Origin of the sequence: Paracoccus versutus (genome assembly GCF_029909795.1) — a bacterium.
Taxonomy (GTDB): domain Bacteria; phylum Pseudomonadota; class Alphaproteobacteria; order Rhodobacterales; family Rhodobacteraceae; genus Paracoccus; species Paracoccus versutus.
The window spans coordinates 269,326-289,689 of record NZ_CP038197.1 but is presented as its reverse complement, the minus strand read 5'-3'; the positions used below and the strand labels follow the sequence as shown (position 1 = coordinate 289,689).

Annotated in this window: 20 protein-coding genes; 10 read left to right on the top strand and 10 right to left on the bottom strand. The window is 67.1% G+C overall.

Features of this window, described 5'->3' with window-relative positions; genetic code table 11:
- Positions 1 to 44: 44 nt before the first annotated feature.
- From E3U25_RS12450 to hmpA, 7 genes are all read right to left on the bottom strand, one after another.
- The gene (locus E3U25_RS12450; RefSeq protein WP_072463165.1) at positions 45 to 1,649 is read right to left on the bottom strand and encodes an ABC transporter substrate-binding protein; all 1,605 of its coding nucleotides are present in this window, start codon (positions 1,647 to 1,649) and stop codon (positions 45 to 47) included.
- 298 nt (positions 1,650 to 1,947) lie between these two features.
- A complete protein-coding gene (locus E3U25_RS12445; protein WP_114536211.1) occupies positions 1,948 to 2,133 on the bottom strand; it encodes a hypothetical protein in 186 nt (61 codons plus the stop codon).
- Between the two features lie 389 nt (positions 2,134 to 2,522).
- On the bottom strand, positions 2,523 to 3,197 hold the full coding sequence (locus tag E3U25_RS12440; protein ID WP_116222628.1) for a DUF2270 domain-containing protein: 675 nt from the start codon (positions 3,195 to 3,197) through the stop codon (positions 2,523 to 2,525).
- A gap of 85 nt (positions 3,198 to 3,282) precedes the next feature.
- On the bottom strand, positions 3,283 to 4,092 hold the full coding sequence (locus E3U25_RS12435; protein WP_116222627.1) for a DUF72 domain-containing protein: 810 nt from the start codon (positions 4,090 to 4,092) through the stop codon (positions 3,283 to 3,285).
- 58 nt (positions 4,093 to 4,150) lie between these two features.
- On the bottom strand, positions 4,151 to 4,801 hold the full coding sequence (locus E3U25_RS12430; RefSeq protein ID WP_244295291.1) for a GlxA family transcriptional regulator: 651 nt from the start codon (positions 4,799 to 4,801) through the stop codon (positions 4,151 to 4,153).
- Between the two features lie 15 nt (positions 4,802 to 4,816).
- Entirely contained in the window at positions 4,817 to 5,185 is a 369-nt protein-coding gene (locus tag E3U25_RS12425) for an AraC family transcriptional regulator (protein ID WP_244295290.1), read from the bottom strand.
- A 121-nt stretch (positions 5,186 to 5,306) separates the two neighbouring features.
- Positions 5,307 to 6,515 carry an NO-inducible flavohemoprotein gene (gene hmpA / locus E3U25_RS12420; RefSeq protein ID WP_116222626.1) on the bottom strand — a complete coding sequence of 403 codons (1,209 nt, stop codon included), beginning with the start codon at positions 6,513 to 6,515 and terminating at the stop codon, positions 5,307 to 5,309.
- Positions 6,516 to 6,638: 123 nt separating this feature from the next.
- Between hmpA and E3U25_RS12415 the strand changes: the two genes are divergently transcribed.
- Positions 6,639 to 7,082 carry an RrF2 family transcriptional regulator gene (locus tag E3U25_RS12415; protein ID WP_114536208.1) on the top strand — a complete coding sequence of 148 codons (444 nt, stop codon included), beginning with the start codon at positions 6,639 to 6,641 and terminating at the stop codon, positions 7,080 to 7,082.
- 6 nt (positions 7,083 to 7,088) lie between these two features.
- Here the strand turns inward: E3U25_RS12415 and E3U25_RS12410 are convergent, their stop codons facing one another.
- Positions 7,089 to 7,994, bottom strand: coding sequence for a LysR substrate-binding domain-containing protein (locus E3U25_RS12410; RefSeq protein WP_072463161.1), 906 nt, complete (start codon positions 7,992 to 7,994; stop codon positions 7,089 to 7,091).
- A 124-nt stretch (positions 7,995 to 8,118) separates the two neighbouring features.
- Here E3U25_RS12410 and E3U25_RS12405 point away from each other — a divergent pair, with 124 nt between their 5' ends.
- Together E3U25_RS12405 and E3U25_RS12400 are read left to right on the top strand one after the other, a co-directional pair.
- Entirely contained in the window at positions 8,119 to 9,345 is a 1,227-nt protein-coding gene (locus tag E3U25_RS12405) for an aminopeptidase P family protein (protein WP_116222625.1), read from the top strand.
- A gap of 146 nt (positions 9,346 to 9,491) precedes the next feature.
- Positions 9,492 to 10,826 (top strand): MFS transporter, encoded by a 1,335-nt coding sequence (locus E3U25_RS12400; protein WP_036757645.1) that lies wholly within the window; start codon positions 9,492 to 9,494, stop codon positions 10,824 to 10,826.
- Positions 10,827 to 10,888: 62 nt separating this feature from the next.
- Here the strand turns inward: E3U25_RS12400 and cbbR are convergent, their stop codons facing one another.
- Positions 10,889 to 11,818 (bottom strand): LysR family regulator CbbR, encoded by a 930-nt coding sequence (cbbR, locus tag E3U25_RS12395; protein ID WP_116222624.1) that lies wholly within the window; start codon positions 11,816 to 11,818, stop codon positions 10,889 to 10,891.
- Positions 11,819 to 11,911: 93 nt separating this feature from the next.
- Between cbbR and E3U25_RS12390 the strand changes: the two genes are divergently transcribed.
- From E3U25_RS12390 to cbbX, 7 genes are all read left to right on the top strand, one after another.
- Entirely contained in the window at positions 11,912 to 12,904 is a 993-nt protein-coding gene (locus E3U25_RS12390) for a class 1 fructose-bisphosphatase (protein WP_036757647.1), read from the top strand.
- A gap of 21 nt (positions 12,905 to 12,925) precedes the next feature.
- A complete protein-coding gene (locus tag E3U25_RS12385) occupies positions 12,926 to 13,798 on the top strand; it encodes a phosphoribulokinase (RefSeq protein WP_036757648.1) in 873 nt (290 codons plus the stop codon).
- Between the two features lie 14 nt (positions 13,799 to 13,812).
- Positions 13,813 to 15,816, top strand: coding sequence for a transketolase (tkt, locus tag E3U25_RS12380; protein ID WP_181180825.1), 2,004 nt, complete (start codon positions 13,813 to 13,815; stop codon positions 15,814 to 15,816).
- Positions 15,816 to 16,895, top strand: coding sequence for a class II fructose-bisphosphate aldolase (gene fba / locus E3U25_RS12375; RefSeq protein WP_036757649.1), 1,080 nt, complete (start codon positions 15,816 to 15,818; stop codon positions 16,893 to 16,895). Before tkt ends, fba begins: the two co-directional genes overlap by 1 nt.
- A 15-nt stretch (positions 16,896 to 16,910) precedes the next feature.
- Positions 16,911 to 18,374 (top strand): form I ribulose bisphosphate carboxylase large subunit, encoded by a 1,464-nt coding sequence (locus tag E3U25_RS12370; RefSeq protein WP_036757650.1) that lies wholly within the window; start codon positions 16,911 to 16,913, stop codon positions 18,372 to 18,374.
- Between the two features lie 12 nt (positions 18,375 to 18,386).
- Positions 18,387 to 18,776, top strand: coding sequence for a ribulose bisphosphate carboxylase small subunit (locus tag E3U25_RS12365; protein WP_072463156.1), 390 nt, complete (start codon positions 18,387 to 18,389; stop codon positions 18,774 to 18,776).
- A 73-nt stretch (positions 18,777 to 18,849) separates the two neighbouring features.
- A complete protein-coding gene (gene cbbX, locus E3U25_RS12360) occupies positions 18,850 to 19,776 on the top strand; it encodes a CbbX protein (protein WP_166435585.1) in 927 nt (308 codons plus the stop codon).
- A 36-nt stretch (positions 19,777 to 19,812) separates the two neighbouring features.
- Here the strand turns inward: cbbX and E3U25_RS12355 are convergent, their stop codons facing one another.
- Positions 19,813 to 20,343, bottom strand: coding sequence for a DUF3016 domain-containing protein (locus tag E3U25_RS12355; RefSeq protein WP_116222623.1), 531 nt, complete (start codon positions 20,341 to 20,343; stop codon positions 19,813 to 19,815).
- Positions 20,344 to 20,364 lie beyond the last annotated feature (21 nt).

Here is a 20,364-nt window from a genome sequence, read left to right as displayed (position 1 = left end):
AAATTTCCCTGCACGGCCGCGAGAGTTTCAATCCGGGCGCGACCTTATTCGGTCAAGTCCACGGTGTCGAAGACATAGTCGCCCAACGGCGACTGCACGAAGCCGGTGACGTTCTTGGCCATCGGCACGTATTGGGTCGAATGCGCCAGCGTGGCCCAGGGTGCCTCGCGCTTGAAGATGACCTGCGCCTCTTCGTAAAGCTTGACCCGCTCGTCATGGTCCGAGGTCGCCTTGGCCTTGGCCAGCAGGTCCGAGAATTCCTGGTTGCACCAGAAGGCACGGTTCGCCCCGCCCGGCGTGGCCGCGGCGCAGGACAGAAGCACCGACAGGAAGTTGTCGGGATCGCCGTTGTCGCCGGTCCAGCCCAGGATGACGGCGCCCTTGCGGCCCTCTTCCATCGACTTCTTCAGGTATTCGCCCCATTCGTAGCTGACGATCTCGACCTTGACGCCGACCTTGGCGAAGTCGCTCTGGATCATCTCGGCGGTGCGGCGGGCGTTGGGCATGTAGGGGCGCTGCACCGGCATGGCCCAGACTTCCATGGTCAGGTCCTTGACGCCGGCTTCCTCCAGCATCGCCTTGGCCGCCTCGGGATCGTATTTGTCGTCCTCGATGGCGTCGTTATAGGACCACATGGTCGGCGGGATCGGGTTCTTGGCGACCTCGGCATTGCCCTGGTAGACGGCATCGATCAGCGCCGGCTTGTCCATGGCCATGTTCAGCGCCTTGCGGACCTGCGGGTTGTCGAAAGGCGCGACGGTGGTGTTATAGGCCAGGTAGCCCACGTTCAGGCCGGGCTGCTCGTCCAGCTTGAGGTTCGGATCGGCGCGGATCTCGTCCAGGTCGGCGGGCGCGGGATAGGGCATCAGGTGGCATTCGCCGGCCTTGAGCTTTTGCAGCCGCACCGAGGCGTCGGGGGTGATGGCAAAGACCAGGTCGTCGATCTTGGGCGCCTCGCCCCAGTAGTCGGCGTTCTTCTGATAGCGGATCACCGCGTCCTTCTGGTAGGCGACGAACTTGAAGGGGCCGGTGCCGATGGGGGCGTTGTTCAGGTCTTCGCGGGTGCCGGCGGCGTCCAGCGCATCGGCATATTCCTTGGACACGATCGAGACGAAGGGCATGGCCACATTGGCCAGGAACGGCGCCTCGGGCTGGTTGAGGGTGAACTTCACCGTATGGTCGTCGACCTTTTCGATGGACTTGATCAGCTTGTCCATCTCCATCGAGGAATAATACTCATAGGTGATGCCGGGGATGTATTCGTGCCAGGGATGGTCGGCGCTGGCCTGGCGCTCGAAGGTGAAGATCACGTCGTCGGCGTTGAAGTCGCGCGAGGGCGTGAACTTGTCGTTGGAATGGAACTTCACGCCCTGGCGCAGATGGAAGGTGTATTCCAGCCCGTCCTCCGACACGTCCCAGCTTTCGGCCAGGGCCGGCTCGATCTCGGTGGTGCCCGGCTTGAACTGCACCAGACGGTTGTAGACCGCATGGCCCGAGGCGTCGAAGGTGGTGCCCGCGGTATAGGGCGCGGCGTCGAACCCTTCCGGCGAGCCCTCCGAGCAATAGACGAAGGTCTTGGCATGCAGCGGCGCCGCAGCCATCAAGGCGAAAGCCGATGCCGCAAGCATCCGGGTGGAGAAGAGTGACATAATGCCTCCCATGTCTAGAGATATTCCCTGTCCCGATGCAAACGAATCTGCCTGACAGGTCAAGTGCTTTGCCGGGTCTGATCGTCGATTTGCCGCAATGACGCTGCGAAACGCCAGAATCATCGGGCGAATCTTGGCGTTCCACCGGGCAGCCATGGGAGGGCCCCCGCCGCAAAAACAGACAGAACCGGACCGTTCAGACGCTGCCGCGCCGCCGGTTCCGGCCCTGGGCGGGATGATTCTCGGCCCGACATCTGCGGATCGGCGCAGCGGGCAGGTCCGCGCCGGCGGCGGGACATCATCCGCCGTCGCCACGCCCCAGGAAAAGCGCCACGAAAAGATAGATCCCTGCCGCACCGAACAGGATGGCCCAGAAGAAGGCGCCGCCCGCTGCCTCGAACGCCGCCCAAAGCAGGGGCAGCAGGACGCAGAGGACGCGGACCCAGAGCGGGCGGAAGAACGGGTGTTTGGGATCGACCAGCATCCCGCCAGCCTAGTGCAGCGCGGCTGCCGGCGCCATATCCCTCGGCGCCTTGGGCCGATGGGGTGGCATTGCGCCGGCTCCAGCCTGCCGAGGCCTGGCCGCCTCGACCACCGGCGGCGGCGCCTGCCCTTCTTTCGTGCCCAAATATCCTGGGGGGACGTTTCCTCCACCCCGTCGAGGGGTGGAGGAAACGCGGGGGGCAACGCCCCCCGACGCCAGCGGCGCAGCCGATCCCGGCGCGGCCGTCCGGCACCCGGCCGCACCGCCGGGACACAAACACCGGCCGCCCCGGCCACACCCTCGATCCTGGATCGCCCCGCCATACATCCTGCATTCAGCCGGGGGAATGCGTCAGGAAAAGCGCGCGCTTGCATCGGCCCGACGGGCCCTCACCCCATGCCCAGCGGATCCTGGCGCCAGCGGGCGCGCTGGCGGTCCTCGCGCAGGCTCCACAGGGCGATGGCGCCCCAGGACAGGCAATAGGCCAGCCCCAAGGCCAGCACCAGCCAACCCGGAATCGGGCCGATGGCGGCGCGCTCCAGCAATTCGCCCGCCGATTGCAGCGGGGTCGGATGCACCCCCAGCTTGCCCAGATAGGCCGCGGTCTGGATCAGCAGGATCCAGAAGTAATTGCGCCGGATGCGCCGGCCGATGGCAGTGCGCAGGCTGACGTGATAGGCGGGGCGGCGGTAATCCTCGGCCAGCCGGTCCTGCCAGCCGGTTTCCAGCCGCAAATCGCCGTCGCGCAGCATCGGCGCCATGAAGTTCAGCTCCATCCAGCGGCAGCGCGCGCGCCAGACGTTGAAATAGCGATAGCGCCGGGCCTCCAGCATCAGGAAGAAGATGATGAGGATGCCGACCAGAACCAGCGGCAACGGCGATGCCTGGGGCGAGGAAAAGGTGATCGACAGCGCCACCCCCAGCGTCACCACCGACCAGTTCGTCGTGGTGTCGAGCCGCGTGCGCCAGATGGTCGAGCGATAGATTTCGGCCCGGTAAAGATGCGCAAGCGCGCCGATTTCCGCCGTGTCCAGCGACTTGCGGCTGTTCTGCTGTCCGTCCATATGCGCGTTCTCCCTGCCTTGCAGCTTGGCAGGGCCGGACCTTGCCGGCAAGACCCCCGGTCCGCGGCCGGACCCTCCGCGGCCTTCAGCCCAGCCGCTCGATCAGCGCCATCGCGGCTTGCGGATTATGCGCCTTGTGGCCGCCGATGACGTAAAGATAGACGTCGCGCGGCCCCGGGACCGCGTTCGGCCCGACATGATCCAGCCCCTCGGGCAGCTCGCCCGCGGCCCAGATCCGCGCCCTTTCCGCCCAAAGATCCAGCGCGGCCGGCGAATAGCCCAGCGCCTCGTCCGCGCTGGTGCCCATGATGCGCGCATAGACGAAGGGCGCGGTCGGATCGGCGATCTGCAGATACTTGCCGTCCGCGGCGACCACGGCCGCCACCCCATGCTCGCGCAGCATCTCGGTAAAGGCGGGCGTGCGGAAGCTCTCGTGGCGGACCTCGACCACATGGCGCAGCGCCCTGCCCTCGGCCGAGGCGGGCAGCAGCTTCAGGAAGGCCTCGAAATCCGCCGGCTCGAATTTCTTCGTCGCCATGAACTGCCAGTTGATCGGCCCCAGCTTGTCGCCCAAGAGCATGACCCCGCCGGACAGGAAGCGCGCGATGGTTTCGCCCGCATCGGCCAGCACCTTGCGGTTGGTGGCATAGCGCGGCGCCTTCAGCGAAAAGACGAAATCCTCGGGCGTCTCGTCATGCCATTTGCGAAAGCTCTCGGGCTTTTGCGCGCCGTAATAGGTGCCGTTGACCTCGATCGAGGTCAGCCGGCGGCTGGCATGTTCCAGCTCGCGCCGCTGCGCCAGCCCCTCGGGATAGAAGCTGCCGCGCCAGGGCTCATAGGTCCAGCCGCCGATGCCGATGCGGATGCGTCCCGCCGCCGCCCTGCCCTTGTCCATCCCCCGTCCTCCTGCGCTGGCGATTCGGCCGATCATAGCGCAGGGCGCGGACCAGGCCCTAACCCGGCCGCTTGCGCGTCAGCGAGAACTTGTAGGGCGACATGCCGTATTGCCCCCGGAACACCTTGGAGAAATACGAGGACGAGCCGAAGCCGCAGGCCACCGCCACCTGCATGACGCTGAGATTGGTCTCGGTCAGCAGCGAGCGGGCATGCTGCAGCCGCACCCTGTTGAGGTATTGCAGCGGCGTCGTGTCCAGGTAGCGCTGGAACAGCCGCTCGAGCTGGCGGCGCGAGATGCCCAGGTGGCGGGCGCATTCGGCCAGGTCGATCTCGTCCTCGACATGGGCCTCGATATAGGCCACGGCGCGGATCAGGTGGTCGTTGCGCGTGCCCAGGCGGACGGAAAGCGAACTCAGCTGTTCGTCCTCGCCGCGGCGGATCTGGCCCAGCAGGCACATGTTCATCACCGCCTGGCCCAGCTCGGCGCCGTAGTAATCCTCGATCAGCTTCAGCGCCAGTTCGGCCGAGGCGACGCCGCCGGCGCAGGTGACGATGCGTTCGTCGATGCAGAAGATGCGCCGCTCGGGCACCAGGTCGGGATATTTCTCGGTAAAGTTCGGGATGTTTTCCCAATGCAGGGTAAAGCGGCGGCCGTTGAGGATGCCGGCACGGGCCAGCGCATAGGCGCCGGTGCAAAGCCCGCCCACGGTGCCGCCATGGCGCTATTGCTTGCGCAGCCAGTCGGTCAGCTCGGCGCTGCACCCCGCATCCGGCTCGACCCCGCCGCAGACCAGCACGTAATCCGAGGCCAGCGCCTCGGACAGCGGCGCGTCGGGCAGCAGCGGCACCCCGTTCGAGCAGGTGATCGGCGCGCCGCTTTCGCTGTGGATGCGCCATTTGAACAGCACCTGCTCGGTCAGCTGGTTGGCCACCCGCAAGGGCTCGATCGCCGAGGTGAAGGCCAGCATGGTAAAGCGCGGCATCAGCACGAAGGACACGGTGATCGGCGCCCGGACCGGCGTCGCAAGCTTCACATGGGCAATGCCCCGCGCGATATAGCGTTCGCTGTCGTCAGCAACAGATTGCGGCACGATGGTTTCCCGGATGCTGCACCCGGCCGGGGGACCGGGCGTCCGTTCCGCATTGCCACAAGCCGCGGCGCGCTGCCAAGCCCCTTGGCAAGGGGCCGGGCAGCGTCGGCCCAAGGCCGCCTCAGGCGGCCAGCAATTCGTCGGCCGGGCCGAAGAACTCGTAATGGATGCGGTCCGCGGGCACGCCCGCCAGCGACAAGGCCGCCACCGCCGCGCGCAGGAAGGGGCGCGGGCCGCAGATATAGTAATCCGCCGCCTCCGAGGGGGTATTGGCCAGCAGCCATTCCTCGGTGATCAGCCCGGCATGGTCGTAGTCGCGGCCCGCGACCTCGTCCGCCAGCGGCGTCTGGTGGAAATCGGTGACGGTGATCTGCGGCCGCCGCTTGGCCAGCGCGCGGACATGGGCGCGCATCGCATGGGTGTCGCGGTCGTGGGTGCCGTGGATGTAATGCACCGGCACCGGCGCATCCGATTGCACCAGCGCCTCCAGCATGGCGACCATGGGCGTCAGCCCCACGCCCCCCGACAGCAGCACCACCGGCCGCTCGGGCCGGTCGGGCAGGAAGAACTCGCCCGCGGGCGCGGCCACCTTCAGCACCGTGCCCGGCCTTTGCTGGTGCAGCCAGCCCGAGACCAGCCCCTGCGGCTCGCGCTTGACCGAGATGCGATAGGTCTGGCCGTTCGCCGCGGCCGAGATCGAATAGTTGCGCTTGGCCGGGGCATGGCCGGGGATCTCCAGCCAGAAGGTCAGGTATTGGCCCGGCTTGTGCGCCATCACCGGCCCGCCATCGACCGGGCGCAGGATGAACGAGGCGATGGTGCTGCTTTCGCGGATCACCTCGTCGATGCGGAAGTCGCGCCAGCCGTTCCAGCCGCCCTCGACCGCCAGCTGCTCGTCATAGATCCGCCGCTCGCGCGCGATCAGGATATTGGCAAGGAACCAATAGGCCTCGCCCCAGGCATCCAGCACCTCGTCGGTGGCGGCATCGCCCAGAACCGCCTGGATGGCGCCCAGAAGCGCCTCGGCGACATGGGGGTAATGTTCGGGCAGGATCTGCAGGCCGACATGTTTCTGGGCGATGCGCTCGACCGCGGGAACCAGCGCCGTCACGTTGTCGATATTGTTGGCATAGGCCAGGATCGCCCCGGTCAGCGCGCGCGGCTGCGATTCCGAACCGCCCTGGTGCGTCTGGTTGAACAGGTCGCGGATGTCCGGGTTCTGGAACATGCGCGCATACATTTCGCGAATGATGTCAAGGCCATGCGCCTCAAGCGCGGGGACGGTGGCTTTGACCAGGGCGATGGTCTGCGCGCTCAGCGGCTGCGGCATTCGGCTTCTCCTGCAAGGGGGCGCGGCAAGGGATCGGCCGCGACTCAAAACATGTATTGTGGATACATGTATCTTTGCCGCCAGAAACATGCAATCAGGATACATGTTTTATCGGAGCCTGCGATGCGCCTGACGCGCTATACCGATTATGCCATGCGCGTGCTGCTGTATCTGGGCCGCGAGCCCGAGCGGCTCTGCTCGATCGGCGAGATCGCGCAGGCCTATGGCATTTCGCAAAACCACCTGATGAAGGTCATCAACGACCTGGTGCATGCCGGCTTCCTGGCCAGCCTGCGCGGGCGCAACGGCGGCATCCGCCTGGCCCGTCCGCCGGCCGAGATCAATGTCGGCGCGCTGGTCCGCCATACCGAGGACGATTTCGACCTGGTCGGCTGCGGCACCTGCATCATCGCGCCGGCCTGCGGGCTGACCTCGGTGCTGGACGAGGCGATGGCGGGGTTCATGGCGGTGCTGGACGGCTACAGCCTGGCCGACGTGCTGGCGCGGCGGCCGGATTTCTCGCATCTGCTGCACCCGGTCGCGGCGCGCGAACCGGCACGGTCCTGACCCGGATCAGCCGTCCGGCCCGGCATCCCTTTCGCGGAACGCCCAGTCCTGGAACGCCTGGGCGTTCTCGGCCAGGTCGGCGGGCTGCGGATCGTTGGCCAGCAGGTAATAGCCATAGTTTTCCAGCACCGTGACCGGGGACAGCTGCACCAGCCGGCCGCTGTCCAGGTCATCGCGGATCATCGCCAGCGGGCATAGCGCCACCCCCTGCCCGGCCAGGGCGGCGGCGCGAAGCAGATTGAAATCCTCGAAGACCGGCCCGGCCTCGTCCGGGCCGATGCCCTCGCCCATCCGCGCCAGCCAGGCGCGCCAGGCGGATGTGTCGGTGTCGTGCAGCAGCCCGGCGGCCCTGATCCCGGCGGCCGAGGGCGGCGCCTCGCCCAGGCCGGACAGCAGCGAGGGGTTGCAGACCGGCGCGCTTTCGCCGGGCAGGAAGGCCAGCACCCGCACCCCCGGCATGACCGGCGGGCCATCCGAGAAGACGAAGGCGAAATGCGTGCTGCGAAAGTCGATCTCTTGCCCGTGCATGGCATAGACCACGCGCAGCGCCAGGTCGGGATGCGCCTGCCGAAAGCGCGAAAGCCGCGGGATCAGCCAGCAGATCGCGACCGAGGGGATGGCGGCGATCACCAGCGGCTGCGCGCCGCCGGCCATGCGCACCCGCTTGCAGGCCGCCTCGATCTCGGCCAGCGACAGGCTCAGCGTGCGCGCCAGCTCCTGCCCGCGCGGCAGGAGGCGCGGCCGCGGCCCCGAGCGGTCGAACAGCGCAACCCCCAGGAATTCCTCGAGATGGCGGACCTGGTGGCTGACCGCCGACTGGGTGACGAACAGCGCCTTCGCTGCCTCCTTGAAGCTTTTCAGCCGGGCGACGGCCTCGAAGGCACGCAGGGCATTGAGCGGCAGAAGCGACATGGGAAGCGATCCGCAGAAGTTGAGATTTTCTCAAGCGAAGCATGAGAAACGGTCTTTTGACAAGACCCCTTGCACGCCCGATCCTGACGCCATCCGAACCCCCAAAGAACAAAGAGGACATCCCATGCAACGCGACAGGCTTCAAAGTTTCGTCGGCAATGGCGAGAAGGCGGCCCCGACCTTCTCGGTCACGGAAATGCAGCGCCGCCAGGACGCGATCCGCGCGCATATGGCGCAGGCGGGCGTCGATGCGGCGCTGTTCACCTCGTATCACAACATCAACTATTACGCGGATTTCCTCTATTGCCAGTTCGGCCGCCGCTACGGGCTGGTGATCGACCATGACAAGGCGACGACGATCAGCGCCGGCATCGACGGCGGCCAGCCCTGGCGGCGAAGCTTCGGTGGCAACGTCACCTATACCGACTGGCAGAAGGACAATTATTTTCATGCCCTGCGCCAGCTTGCCGGCAGCGCCAAGCGCATCGGCATCGAGTTCGACCATGTGAACATCGACCTGCTCGACCTGCTGAAGGCGGAATTTCCCGGCGTCGCGTTCGTCGACATCGCCGCCCCCGCCATGCGGCTGCGCATGATCAAGTCGGCCGAGGAGATCGCCCATATCACCGAGATGGCCCGCATCGCCGATGTCGGCGGCGCGGCCTGCGTCGAAGCGACCGCCGTCGGCGTGCCCGAGCACGAGGTGGCGCTGCATTCCACCGCCGCCATGGTGCGCGAGATCGCCAAGACCTGGCCGCATGCCGAGCTGCTGGACACCTGGACCTGGTTCCAGTCCGGCGTGAACACGGACGGCGCCCACAACCCGGTGACGAGCCGCAAGATCCAGCGCGGCGACATCCTGTCGCTGAACTGCTTCCCCATGGTCGCGGGCTATTACGTCGCGCTGGAGCGCACGCTCTTCGCCGAGGAGGCCAGCGACGAACACATCCGGCTGTGGGAGTTCAACTGCAAGGTCCACGACCGCGGCAAGGAATTGCTGGTGCCGGGCAAGAAATGCTCGGAGATCGCGGCCGAGCTGAACGAGATGTATGCGGCCCAGAACCTGCTGCAATACCGCAGCTTCGGCTATGGCCACAGCTTCGGCGTGCTCTGCCACTATTACGGCCGCGAGGCGGGGCTGGAACTGCGCGAGGATTGCGAGACGGTGCTGGAGCCCGGCATGGTCGTCTCGATGGAGCCGATGATCACCATCCCCGAGGGCATGCCCGGCGCCGGCGGCTATCGCGAGCATGACATCCTGGTGATCGAGGAAGGCGGGAACCGCAACATCACCGGCTTCCCCTATGGACCCGAGCATCTGATCGTCAAGGGCAAGGCCAAGGCCGCCTGACCCCCGCCGCCCGCCGGACCACCCGGCGGGCGGATCGCGTAACGGCGGTTCCGACCGCCGCCACCGGCCCGCATCCCCCGCGGGCCGGGCCGAAAGGCCATTGCCGGCAGAGGAGGCCGGCAGGAACACCCAAGGGAGGGTAATCAATGTCCAATCCAACGCTCGCCGCGGCGGCCGGCATGCCGCAGGATGCGGCGCCGGACGCCGAGGTCTCGCGCGATGTCGTCAGGAAGGTGCTGGGCGCCAGCTTCGTCGGCAATTTCGTCGAATGGTTCGACTATGCCTCATACGGCTATTTCGCCACCGTCATCGCCCATGCCTTCTTCCCCGAGATCGCGCCGACCAGCGCGCTGCTGGCGACCTTCGCGGTCTTCGCCATCTCGTTCATCATCCGCCCGGTCGGCGGCATCATCTGGGGCGCGATCGGCGACCGGGTCGGGCGGCGCACGGCGCTGTCCTGGTCGATCCTGATCATGTCGGGCGCCACCACCGTCATCGCGCTGCTGCCGTCCTATCACCAGATCGGCCTGCTGGCGCCGGTGCTTCTGCTGCTGGTGCGCATGGTGCAGGGCTTTTCCGCCGCGGGCGAATATGCCGGCGCCACCTCGTTCATCGCCGAATATTCGCCGACCCACCGCCGCGGCCTTTACACCAGCATCGTGCCGGCCTCGACCGCCGCGGGGCTGCTGGCCGGCTCGCTGATGTCGGCGGGGCTCTTCGCCTTCCTGGACGAGGCGCAGATGCAAAGCTTCGGCTGGCGCATCCCCTTCCTGCTGGCGCTGCCGCTGGGCTTCATCGGCCTTTATATCCGGCTGCGGCTGGAGGATACGCCGAAATTCCGCGAGCTGGAAAAGACCCATCACGTCGAGGCCACCCCGGTGCGCGAGCTGTTTCGCAACCATCGCCGGCAGATCGCCATCGCCTTCGGCGTCACCTGCCTCAACGCCGTGGGCTTCTACCTGATCCTCAGCTACATGCCCACCTATCTCTCGACCGAGATGGGCATGGGCAAGGCGCAGGCCTTCCTGGCCACCAGCATCTCGCTGGCCAGCTACATCTTCCTGATCTTCCTGATGGGCATGCTGTCGGACCGGCTGGGGCGCAAGACGGCGCTGATCACCGCCTCGGTGCTGTTCATGGCGCTGACCGTGCCGCTGTTCAGCATGCTCGACGGCGCGAGCTTCCTCACCATCGTGCTGATCCAGATCGCCTTCGGCGCGCTGCTGACCATCAACGACGGCACCCTGCCCTGCTTCCTGTCCGAGATCTTTCCGACCCGCGTGCGCTATTCCGGCTTCGCCTTCAGCTTCAACGCGGCGAATGCGCTGTTCGGCGGCACCGCGCCCTTCGTCGCGACCTGGCTGATCAGCGTGACCGGCAGCAAGCTGGCGCCGGCCTGGTACCTGGTCGGCGCCGCCGCGCTGGCGCTGGTCGCCATGCTGATGGCGCGCGAGACCGCCGGCAAGCCGCTGGAGGACTGATCGCGCAAGGTCAAAGGCAAGGCCCAGGGGGCCGGCCGCCGGCGATCCGCCGCGGCCGGCCCCTAGGATTCGACCGCGGGCAGGAAGGTGCCCTTCAGCCCCAGGATATGGTCATGCACCCGCCGCCCCGCCGGCGACAGCGCCATGTCCTCGCGCCGGATCAGGAACCAGTTGCGCTGGATCGGCAGCCCCTCGGCCTTCAGCGCCACCAGCCGGCCGGCGCGCAATTCCTCGGTCACGGTATGCTGCGAGATCAGCGCGATCCCCAGCCCGGCGATCACCGCCTGCTTGATGGTCTCGTTCGTGCCCATCTCGACCATGCGCCAGGGCGTGCCGTCGCCGATCCGGTCCAGGAAGCGCGTCATCAGGATGCGCGTGCCCGAGCCCGGCTCGCGCGCCAGATAGGTTTCGGCCAGCAGATCCCGCGGCGTCGCCGGATCGGCTGTGGCCAGCCGGTGATCGGGGGGCGCGACGATGATATGGGGATGCGGGCCGATGGGCTCGGCCACCACCGCCGGGTTGCGCGGCGGCCGGCCCATGATCGCCAGGTCCAGCGCGCGCGAGGTCAGCCACTGGATCACCGTGTCGCGGTTGCCGATGCGCAGCGTCACCTCGACCTCGGGCAGCGCGCGGCGCAGGTCGGCGACAAGGCGCGGCGCGAAATACTTGCCGGTCGAGACCACCCCCAGCGAGACGTTGCCGGTATGGCCGCTTTGCAGTGCCGCCACCCGCCGCGCACAGGTTTCCAGGGCGATGGCGATCTGCGCCTCGGCCTCCAGCACCGTCCGCCCCTCCTCGGTGGCAAGGAAGGCGCCATGCTCGCCGCGGATCACCATGGGCGCGCCCATCAGGTCTTCCAGCGCGCGCAGCTGGCTGTGGATCGCGGGCGGGCTGAGGCTAAGCTGCCCCGCGGCGCCCGTCAGAGAGCCGCTGTCGATCACCGCGCGCAGCACGCGCAGCTGGCGCAGGGTAATGGCACTGATCCGCTTCATTCAGAATTTCCGAAATACTTTTTTGCATTATTAAATGTTCCTTAAAATCTGGACATGTCAACAAGAAGACGGGACGCGCCAGAGGAGGGGCAGATGACCGCCGAGACAATCCAGACCGACCGCATTCCCGAGGAGCTTCGGCCCGTGATGCAGGCGATGGCCGAGGCCGGCGCCCGGCTTGCCGCGATCATCCGCCGGGGCGGCGACCTTGCCTCGCCGGTCGGGACCAATGCGGATGGCGACGGGCAGAAGGCGCTGGACGTGATGGCGGACGACCTGTTCCGCCAGGCGCTGGCCGGCGCGGGGGTGCGCTGGCTCGCCTCTGAGGAACAGGACGAGGCCGTGGCGCTGGACCCCGCGGGGCGCCTGGCCGTCGCCATCGACCCGCTGGACGGTTCCTCGAACATCGACACCAATGTCTCGATCGGCACGATCTTTTCGATCTACCCCGCCGAGGCGACGGCCGAGGCCAGCTTCCTGCGCCCGGCGCGCCAGCAGATCGCCGGCGGCTATATCATCTACGGCCCGCGCTGCGCCATGATGGTGACGTTCGGCGACGGCGTGCAGCATTACGCGCTGGACCCCGACAGCGACGGCTTCCGGCTGGTCACGGCCCGGCAGGAGATGCCCGAAAGCGCCCTGGAATTCGCCATCAACGCCTCGAACTACCGGCACTGGCCGCAGCCGATCCGGGCCTATATCGACGATTGCCTGGCCGGCAGCGACGGCCCGCGGGAACAGAACTTCAACATGCGCTGGATCGCCTCGCTGGTGGCGGAAACCCATCGCATCCTGATCCGGGGCGGCGTGTTCCTGTATCCGGGCGACGCGCGCAAGGGCTACGGCTCGGGCCGGCTGCGCATGCTCTACGAATGCGCGCCCATCGCCTTTCTGGTCGAACAGGCCGGCGGTCGCGCCACCAACGGGCTGGTCCCGATCCTCGACCAGGGCGCGGCGAGCCTGCACCAGCGCACGCCCTTCGTCTTCGGCTCGGCCGAGAAGGTCGCCCGCATCGCCGCCTATCACGAACTGCCCGAGACCGAGGTTTCGGCACTGTTCGGCCATCGCGGCCTGTTCCGGGCCTGATCTGGAAAAAGAAGGGACACCATGAGCAAGAAACACCCGATCATCTCTGTCACCGGCTCGTCGGGCGCAGGCACCACCACGATCAAGAACACCTTCGACCAGATCTTCCGCCGCGAAAGCATCACCGCCGTCAGCATCGAGGGCGACGCCTTCCACCGCTTCGACCGCGCGGCGATGAAGGCGGAACTGACGCGCCGGACCGAGACGGGCGACCACACCTTCAGCCATTTCAGCATCGAGGCCAACGAGCTGGAGCGCCTTGAGCAGGTGTTCCGCCACTACGGCGAGACCGGCACCGGCCAGACCCGGCATTACGTCCACGACGACCGCGAGGCCGAGAAATACGGCACGCCCCCCGGCCAGTTCACCGCATGGGAGGATTTCGCCCCCGACTCGGACCTGCTGTTCTACGAGGGGCTGCATGGCGCGGTCAGGTCGGACGGCATCGACATCGCCGGCCAGGCCGACCTGAAGATCGGCGTGGTGCCGGTCATCAACCTGGAGTGGATCCAGAAGATCCACCGCGACAAGGCCAGCCGCGGCTATTCGACCGAGGCCGTGACCGACGTGATCCTGCGCCGGATGCATGCCTATGTGCATGTGATCTGCCCGCAGTTCACCGAAACCGACATCAACTTCCAGCGCGTGCCGGTGGTGGACACCTCGGACCCGTTCATCGCGCGCTGGATCCCCACCGCGGACGAAAGCCTGGTGGTGATCCGCTTCAAGAACCCGCGCGGCATCGATTTCCCCTATCTGACCTCGATGATCCAGGGCTCGTGGATGAGCCGCGCCAATTCCATCGTCATTCCGGGGCCGAAGCTGGACCTCGCCATGCAGCTGATCCTGACGCCGATGATCCTGCGTCTGGTCAACGAATCGAAGCGCGCCTGAAGGGAGGGAAGAACATGAACCAGATGGCAAGGATCGACACCGGCATGGAGGCGCAGATGGCCAATGCCATCCGTGCGCTGGCGATGGATGCGGTCGAGGCGGCGAAATCCGGCCACCCCGGCGCGCCCATGGGCATGGCCGACGTGGCCGCGGTGCTGTTCAACCGCTTCATGAAGATCGACCCGGCGGATGCCGCATGGCCCGACCGCGACCGTTTCGTGATGTCGGCCGGCCATGGCTCGATGCTGGTCTATGCGATCAACCACATGCTGGGCTATGACGACATGGACATGGAGCAGCTGCGGAATTTCCGCCAGCTGGGCACACGCACCGCCGGCCATCCCGAATACGGCCATGCCAAGGGGATCGAGACCACCACCGGCCCGCTGGGCCAGGGCATCGCCACCGCCGTCGGCATGGCGCTGGCCGAGCGGATGATGAACGCCCGCTTCGGCGACGGGCTGGTCGATCACTGGACCTATGTCATCTCGGGCGACGGCTGCCTGATGGAGGGCATCAGCCACGAGGCCATCGACTTTGCCGGCCACCAGCGGCTGGGCCGGCTGATCCTGCTGTGGGACGACAACGGCATCACCATCGACGGCCATACCGACCTGTCCACCTCGACCGACCAACTGGCGCGCTTTGCCGCCGCGGGCTGGCATGTGCAGGCGGTGGACGGCCATGACCGCGAGGCGGTGGCCGCCGCCATCGAGGCCGCGCGCGCGGACGAGCGCCCCTCGCTCATCGCCTGCAAGACGGTGATCGGCTATGGCGCGCCGAACAAGCAGGGCAGCCACGACGTGCATGGCGCGCCGCTGGGCGCCGACGAGATCGCCGCGGCGCGCGCGCATCTGGGCTGGAGCCATCCGCCCTTCGAAATTCCCCAAGACATCCTGGACTCCTGGCGCAATGTCTCCGCGCGAGGGGCCGAGGCGCGGTCAGCATGGCAGAAGCGGCTGGAAACGTCCCCAGATCAGGGCCGTTTCAACGCCATGCTGGCCGCGCCCGATGCGGCGGCGCTACGCAGCGCCATCCGCGACTATACCGCCAGACTGGCCGCCGACCGGCCCAAGGTGGCGACCCGCAAGGCGTCCGAGATGGCGCTGGAGGTGGTGAACGCCACGCTGCCGAACACGGTGGGCGGCTCGGCCGACCTGACCGGCTCGAACAACACCCGCAGCAAGGGCATGGTCTCGGTGACGCCGGCCGAGCGCCTGGGCCGCTATGTCCATTACGGCATCCGCGAACACGGCATGGCCGCGATCATGAACGGCATCGCGCTGCATGGCGGGCTGATCCCCTATGGCGGCACCTTCCTGGCCTTTTCCGACTATTCCCGCCCGGCCATCCGGCTGGGCGCGCTGATGGGGGTGCCGGTGGTCCATGTCATGACCCATGACAGCATCGGCCTAGGCGAGGACGGCCCGACCCACCAGCCGGTCGAGCATGTCGCGGCGCTGCGGGCGATCCCGAACCTGATGGTCTTTCGCCCCGCCGATGCGGTCGAGACCGCCGAGGCCTGGGAGATCGCGCTGACCGCGCCCGCCACGCCCTCGGTCCTGTGCCTGTCGCGCCAGAACCTGCCCGCCGTGCGGCTGGAGGCCGATGACGAGAACCTGAGCCGCCAGGGCGCCTATGTCCTGCGCGAGACCGAGGGCGCGCGCGACGTGACCCTGATCGCCACCGGCTCCGAGATCGAGATCGCGCTGGAGGCCGCCGACCTGCTGGCGGCACAGGGCGTGCGCGCCGCCGTCGTCTCGGCCCCCTGCTTCGAGCTGTTCGCCCGGCGTCCCGAGGCCGAGCGCGAGGCGGTGCTGGGCCGCGCCCCGCGCATCGCCATCGAGGCGCTGATCCGCCAGGGCTGGGACGGGCTGTTCCTGCGCCCCGGCGACGGCTTCATCGGCATGGCGGGCTTTGGCGCCTCGGCCCCCGCCCCCGCGCTTTACCGGCATTTCGGCATCACCGCCGAACGTGCCGCCGACCTTGCCAACCAGCTTATCCAGGGAGGAAAGTGATGGCCCTCATCACGCTGCGACAGCTTCTGGACCACGCCGCCGAACATGGCTACGGCGTGCCCGCCTTCAACATCAACAACATGGAACAGGGCCTGGCCATCGTGAAGGCCGCGGCCGAGGTCGATGCCCCGGTGATCCTGCAAGCCAGCCGCGGCGCCCGCTCCTATGCCGGCGACATCATGCTGCGCCGCATGGTCGAGGCCCTGGCCGAGATGAACCCGACCATCCCGATCTGCCTGCACCAGGACCATGGCAACAACCTGGCCACCTGCATGTCGGCGATCCGCCACGGATTCACCAGCGTGATGATGGACGGCTCGCTGCACGAGGACATGAAGACGCCCGCGGATTACGACTATAACGTCGCGGTGACGGCCAAGGTGGCCGAGGCCGCCCATGCCGTCGGCGCCTCGGTCGAGGGCGAGCTGGGCGTGCTGGGCAGCCTGGAGACCGGCGAGGCCGCGGCCGAGGACGGCTCGGGCGCCGAGGGCAAGCTGGATCACAGCCAGCTGCTGACCGACCCGGACCAGGCGGTGGACTTCGTCTCGCGCACCCGCTGCGACGCGCTGGCCATCGCCTGCGGCACCAGCCATGGCGCCTACAAGTTCAGCCGCAAGCCCGATGGCGACATCCTGGCCATGCATGTGATCGAGGCGATCCACGAGCGCCTGCCCGGCACGCATCTGGTCATGCACGGCTCCAGCTCGGTGCCGCAATACCTGCAGGATCTGATCAACGATGCCGGCGGCGCGATGCCGCAGACCTATGGCGTCCCGGTCGAGGAGATCGAGCGCGGCATCCGCCACGGCGTGCGCAAGGTGAACATCGACACCGACTGCCGCATGGCGATGACCGGGCAGTTCCGCAAGATCGCCCGCGACAAGCCCGAAGAGTTCGATCCGCGCAAGTTCATGATCCCGGCCATGAAGGAGCTGACGGCGCTGTGCCGCGACCGCTTCGAGCGTTTCGGCACCGCGGGCCACGCCAGCAAGATCAGGGTCATCCCGATGGACGAGATGGCCAAACGCTATGCGTCGGGGGCGCTGGACCCGGCAATCACTGGCGCGAAAGCCGCCTGAGGAGGAGGAAGCCCGATGAACGAGATGAGCAAGTCCGAAATCACGGACAAGAAAAAGCGCTACGCCGCCGGCGTGCTGAAATACGCCCAGATGGGTTACTGGGACGGCGACTACCAGCCCAAGGACACCGATGTGCTGGCGCTGTTCCGCATCACCCCGCAAGAGGGCGTGGACCCGATCGAGGCGGCGGCGGCCGTGGCCGGCGAAAGCTCGACCGCGACCTGGACCGTGGTCTGGACCGACCGGCTGACCGCCTGCGACCAGTATCGCGCGAAAGCCTATAAGGTCGAGCCGGTGCCGGGCACGCCGGGGCAGTATTTCTGCTATGTCGCCTATGACCTGATCCTGTTCGAGGAAGGCTCGATCGCCAACGTCACCGCCTCGATCATCGGCAACGTCTTCAGCTTCAAGCCGCTGAAGGCCGCGCGGCTCGAGGACATGCGCTTTCCGGTCGCCTACATGAAGACCTTCGCCGGCCCGCCCACCGGCATCGTGGTCGAGCGCGAGCGCCTGGACAAGTTCGGCCGCCCGCTCCTGGGCGCCACCACCAAGCCCAAGCTGGGCCTGTCGGGCAAGAACTACGGCCGCGTGGTCTACGAGGGGCTCAAGGGCGGGCTCGACTTCATGAAGGACGACGAGAACATCAACTCGCAGCCCTTCATGCATTGGCGCGACCGCTTCCTCTACTGCATGGAGGCGGTGAACAAGGCCACCGCCGCCACCGGCGAGACCAAGGGCCATTACCTCAACATCACCGCCGGCACGATGGAAGAGATGTATCGCCGCGCGGAACTGGCCAAGGAGCTGGGCTCTGTCATCGTCATGGTGGACCTGATCGTCGGCTGGACCGCGATCCAGTCGATCAGCAACTGGTGCCGGCAGAACGACATGATCCTGCACATGCACCGCGCCGGCCACGGCACCTATACCCGGCAGAAGAACCACGGCATCAGCTTCCGCGTCATCGCCAAGTGGCTGCGCATGGCCGGAGTCGATCACCTGCATACCGGCACCGCCGTCGGCAAGCTGGAAGGCGACCCGATGACCGTGCAGGGCTATTACAACGTCTGCCGCGAGACGGTGAACGCGGTGGACCTGCCGCGCGGCATCTTCTTCGAGCAGGACTGGGCCAACCTGAAAAAGGTGATGCCGGTCGCCTCGGGCGGCATCCATGCCGGGCAGATGCACCAGCTGCTGGACCTGTTCGGCGACGACGTGGTGCTGCAATTCGGCGGCGGCACCATCGGCCACCCGATGGGCATCCAGGCCGGCGCGACCGCGAACCGCGTGGCGCTGGAGGCCATGGTTCTGGCGCGCAACGAGGGCGTCGATATCGCCAATGAGGGTCCCGAGGTGCTGCGCAAGGCGGCCAAGTGGTGCAAGCCGCTGGAGGCGGCGCTGGATACCTGGGGCAACATCACCTTCAACTATACCTCGACCGACACCTCGGACTTCGTTCCGACCGCGTCCGTCAGCTAAGGGAGAGATCAGATGCGTATCACTCAGGGCTGCTTTTCCTTCCTGCCCGACCTGACCGACGAGCAGATCCGCGACCAGGTGGAATACATCCTGTCGCGCGACTGGGCGGTCGGGATCGAATGGACCTCCGAGCCCCATCCCCGCAACACCTATTGGGAGATGTGGGGCAACCCGATGTTCGACCTCAAGGACGCCAAGGGCGTGATGATGGAGCTGGACGACTGCCGCAAGGCGCATGGCGACAAGTATATCCGCATCAACGCCTTCGACAGCACGCGCGGCTGGGAGACGGTGATGATGTCCTTCATCGTCAACCGCCCGGAAAACGAGCCGAGCTTCAAGACCTGGCGCATGGAGGCCGATGGCCGCCATATCCGCTATACCCACGAGATGGTCGGCTAAGCGGACTGCTGCTGCCGGGGGGCTGTCTGCCCCCCGGACCCCCCGAAGGTATTTTCGCAACGGAGAAGGGCTGATGGACGGCGATATGGGCGAGACGCTGGCGACCGTGGATCTGAAGGCCGAGTATGAATCCTCGGGCGTGCGCGAGATCCTGGACGAACTGGACCGCGAGTTGATCGGGCTGGCGCCGGTGAAGCAGAGGATCCGCGAGACGGCGGCGCTGCTGCTGGTAGACCGGGCGCGGCGCGACCTGGGGCTGGCCCATGAGGTGCCGACGCTGCACATGAGCTTTACCGGCAATCCCGGCACCGGCAAGACCACGGTGGCGCTGAAGATGGCCGGGCTGCTGCACCGGCTGGGCTATGTGCGCAAGGGCCACCTGGTCAGCGTGACCCGCGACGACCTGGTCGGGCAATATATCGGCCATACCGCGCCCAAGACCAAGGAAGTCCTGAAGAAGGCCATGGGGGGCGTCCTGTTCATCGACGAGGCCTATTACCTCTACAAGCCCGACAACGAGCGCGACTATGGCCAGGAGGCGATCGAGATCCTGCTGCAGGTGATGGAGAACAACCGCGACGACCTGGTGGTCATCATGGCCGGCTATGCCGACCGGATGGACCGCTTCTTCTCGGCCAATCCCGGCTTTCGCTCGCGCATCGCCCATCACATCGAGTTTCCCGACTATACCGACGAGGAGCTGGGGCGGATCTCGGCCTCGATGCTGGTGAACCAGGGCTATGTCTTCGACGAGGCCGGGCGGGCGGCGATGGAGGAATATATCCGCCTGCGCCGCGATCAGCCGCATTTCGCCAATGCCCGCTCGATCCGCAATGCGCTGGACCGGGCGCGGCTGCGGCAGGCGAACCGGCTGTTTTCCGGCGAGGTGCCGGTCGATGCGCGGGCGCTGTCCACCATCACCGAAAGCGACATTCGCGCGAGCCGGGTGTTTTCCGGCGGGCTGGACATCGACGGCAGCCGCCGCATGATCGAGGATTGAGGGCGGGCCGCTTGCGGCCTGCCGGGGGCTTGCCGGTCAGCCGGAAAGATCGGGACGGGCGGGTTGCCGCGGCGTGGCGAAGGTCTTGCGGAACCAGTCCTGCACCATCAGCTTGTCATAGACGAAGCGCCGGCTGTCGCCATGCCCGCGCGGGTCCGAGAGATAGTTCATGTCGGTCAGCCGTTCTTCGCCCGCGCGGATGACGGTGTCGCCCTGCATCAGCCGATAGCGCAGGTGGATGCGCGGCGGCGTGGTGTCGCGCAGGAAGCGCACGTCGTTGAAGCCGCTGCGCCAGGGTTCGAACTCGCCGGCAAGGTCGATGTCCAGCACCTCGATGGCAAGGCTTTGCCCGGCGGGCAGGTAGCGCGCGCCAAGCTCGGCAAACCAGCGGTCGAATTCGGCCAGCACCGAGGTCCGGCTGCGTTCGCGGCGGAACTCGCGGTCGCGGAAGCTCTCGGGCGCGACATAGGTGACGGTGACGTTTCCCCCCGCCGATGCGTCCGGCCCGGCCATGGCGGCAGGCGCGGCGAGCGCCAGGGAAAGGGACAGGCAGATGGTCCTGAGCATGGCTTGCCTCCGCGCTTCCAG

Coding starts and splice junctions, on each gene's coding strand:
- E3U25_RS12450 (WP_072463165.1), bottom strand. CDS start 1,649: ATGTCACTCTTCTCCACCCGGATGCTTGCGGCATCGGCTTTCGCCTTG.
- E3U25_RS12445 (WP_114536211.1), bottom strand. CDS start 2,133: ATGCTGGTCGATCCCAAACACCCGTTCTTCCGCCCGCTCTGGGTCCGC.
- E3U25_RS12440 (WP_116222628.1), bottom strand. CDS start 3,197: ATGGACGGACAGCAGAACAGCCGCAAGTCGCTGGACACGGCGGAAATC.
- E3U25_RS12435 (WP_116222627.1), bottom strand. CDS start 4,092: ATGGACAAGGGCAGGGCGGCGGCGGGACGCATCCGCATCGGCATCGGC.
- hmpA (WP_116222626.1), bottom strand. CDS start 6,515: ATGCCGCAGCCGCTGAGCGCGCAGACCATCGCCCTGGTCAAAGCCACC.
- E3U25_RS12415 (WP_114536208.1), top strand. CDS start 6,639: ATGCGCCTGACGCGCTATACCGATTATGCCATGCGCGTGCTGCTGTAT.
- E3U25_RS12410 (WP_072463161.1), bottom strand. CDS start 7,994: ATGTCGCTTCTGCCGCTCAATGCCCTGCGTGCCTTCGAGGCCGTCGCC.
- E3U25_RS12405 (WP_116222625.1), top strand. CDS start 8,119: ATGCAACGCGACAGGCTTCAAAGTTTCGTCGGCAATGGCGAGAAGGCG.
- E3U25_RS12400 (WP_036757645.1), top strand. CDS start 9,492: ATGTCCAATCCAACGCTCGCCGCGGCGGCCGGCATGCCGCAGGATGCG.
- cbbR (WP_116222624.1), bottom strand. CDS start 11,818: ATGAAGCGGATCAGTGCCATTACCCTGCGCCAGCTGCGCGTGCTGCGC.
- E3U25_RS12390 (WP_036757647.1), top strand. CDS start 11,912: ATGACCGCCGAGACAATCCAGACCGACCGCATTCCCGAGGAGCTTCGG.
- E3U25_RS12385 (WP_036757648.1), top strand. CDS start 12,926: ATGAGCAAGAAACACCCGATCATCTCTGTCACCGGCTCGTCGGGCGCA.
- tkt (WP_181180825.1), top strand. CDS start 13,813: ATGAACCAGATGGCAAGGATCGACACCGGCATGGAGGCGCAGATGGCC.
- fba (WP_036757649.1), top strand. CDS start 15,816: ATGGCCCTCATCACGCTGCGACAGCTTCTGGACCACGCCGCCGAACAT.
- E3U25_RS12370 (WP_036757650.1), top strand. CDS start 16,911: ATGAACGAGATGAGCAAGTCCGAAATCACGGACAAGAAAAAGCGCTAC.
- E3U25_RS12365 (WP_072463156.1), top strand. CDS start 18,387: ATGCGTATCACTCAGGGCTGCTTTTCCTTCCTGCCCGACCTGACCGAC.
- cbbX (WP_166435585.1), top strand. CDS start 18,850: ATGGACGGCGATATGGGCGAGACGCTGGCGACCGTGGATCTGAAGGCC.
- E3U25_RS12355 (WP_116222623.1), bottom strand. CDS start 20,343: ATGCTCAGGACCATCTGCCTGTCCCTTTCCCTGGCGCTCGCCGCGCCT.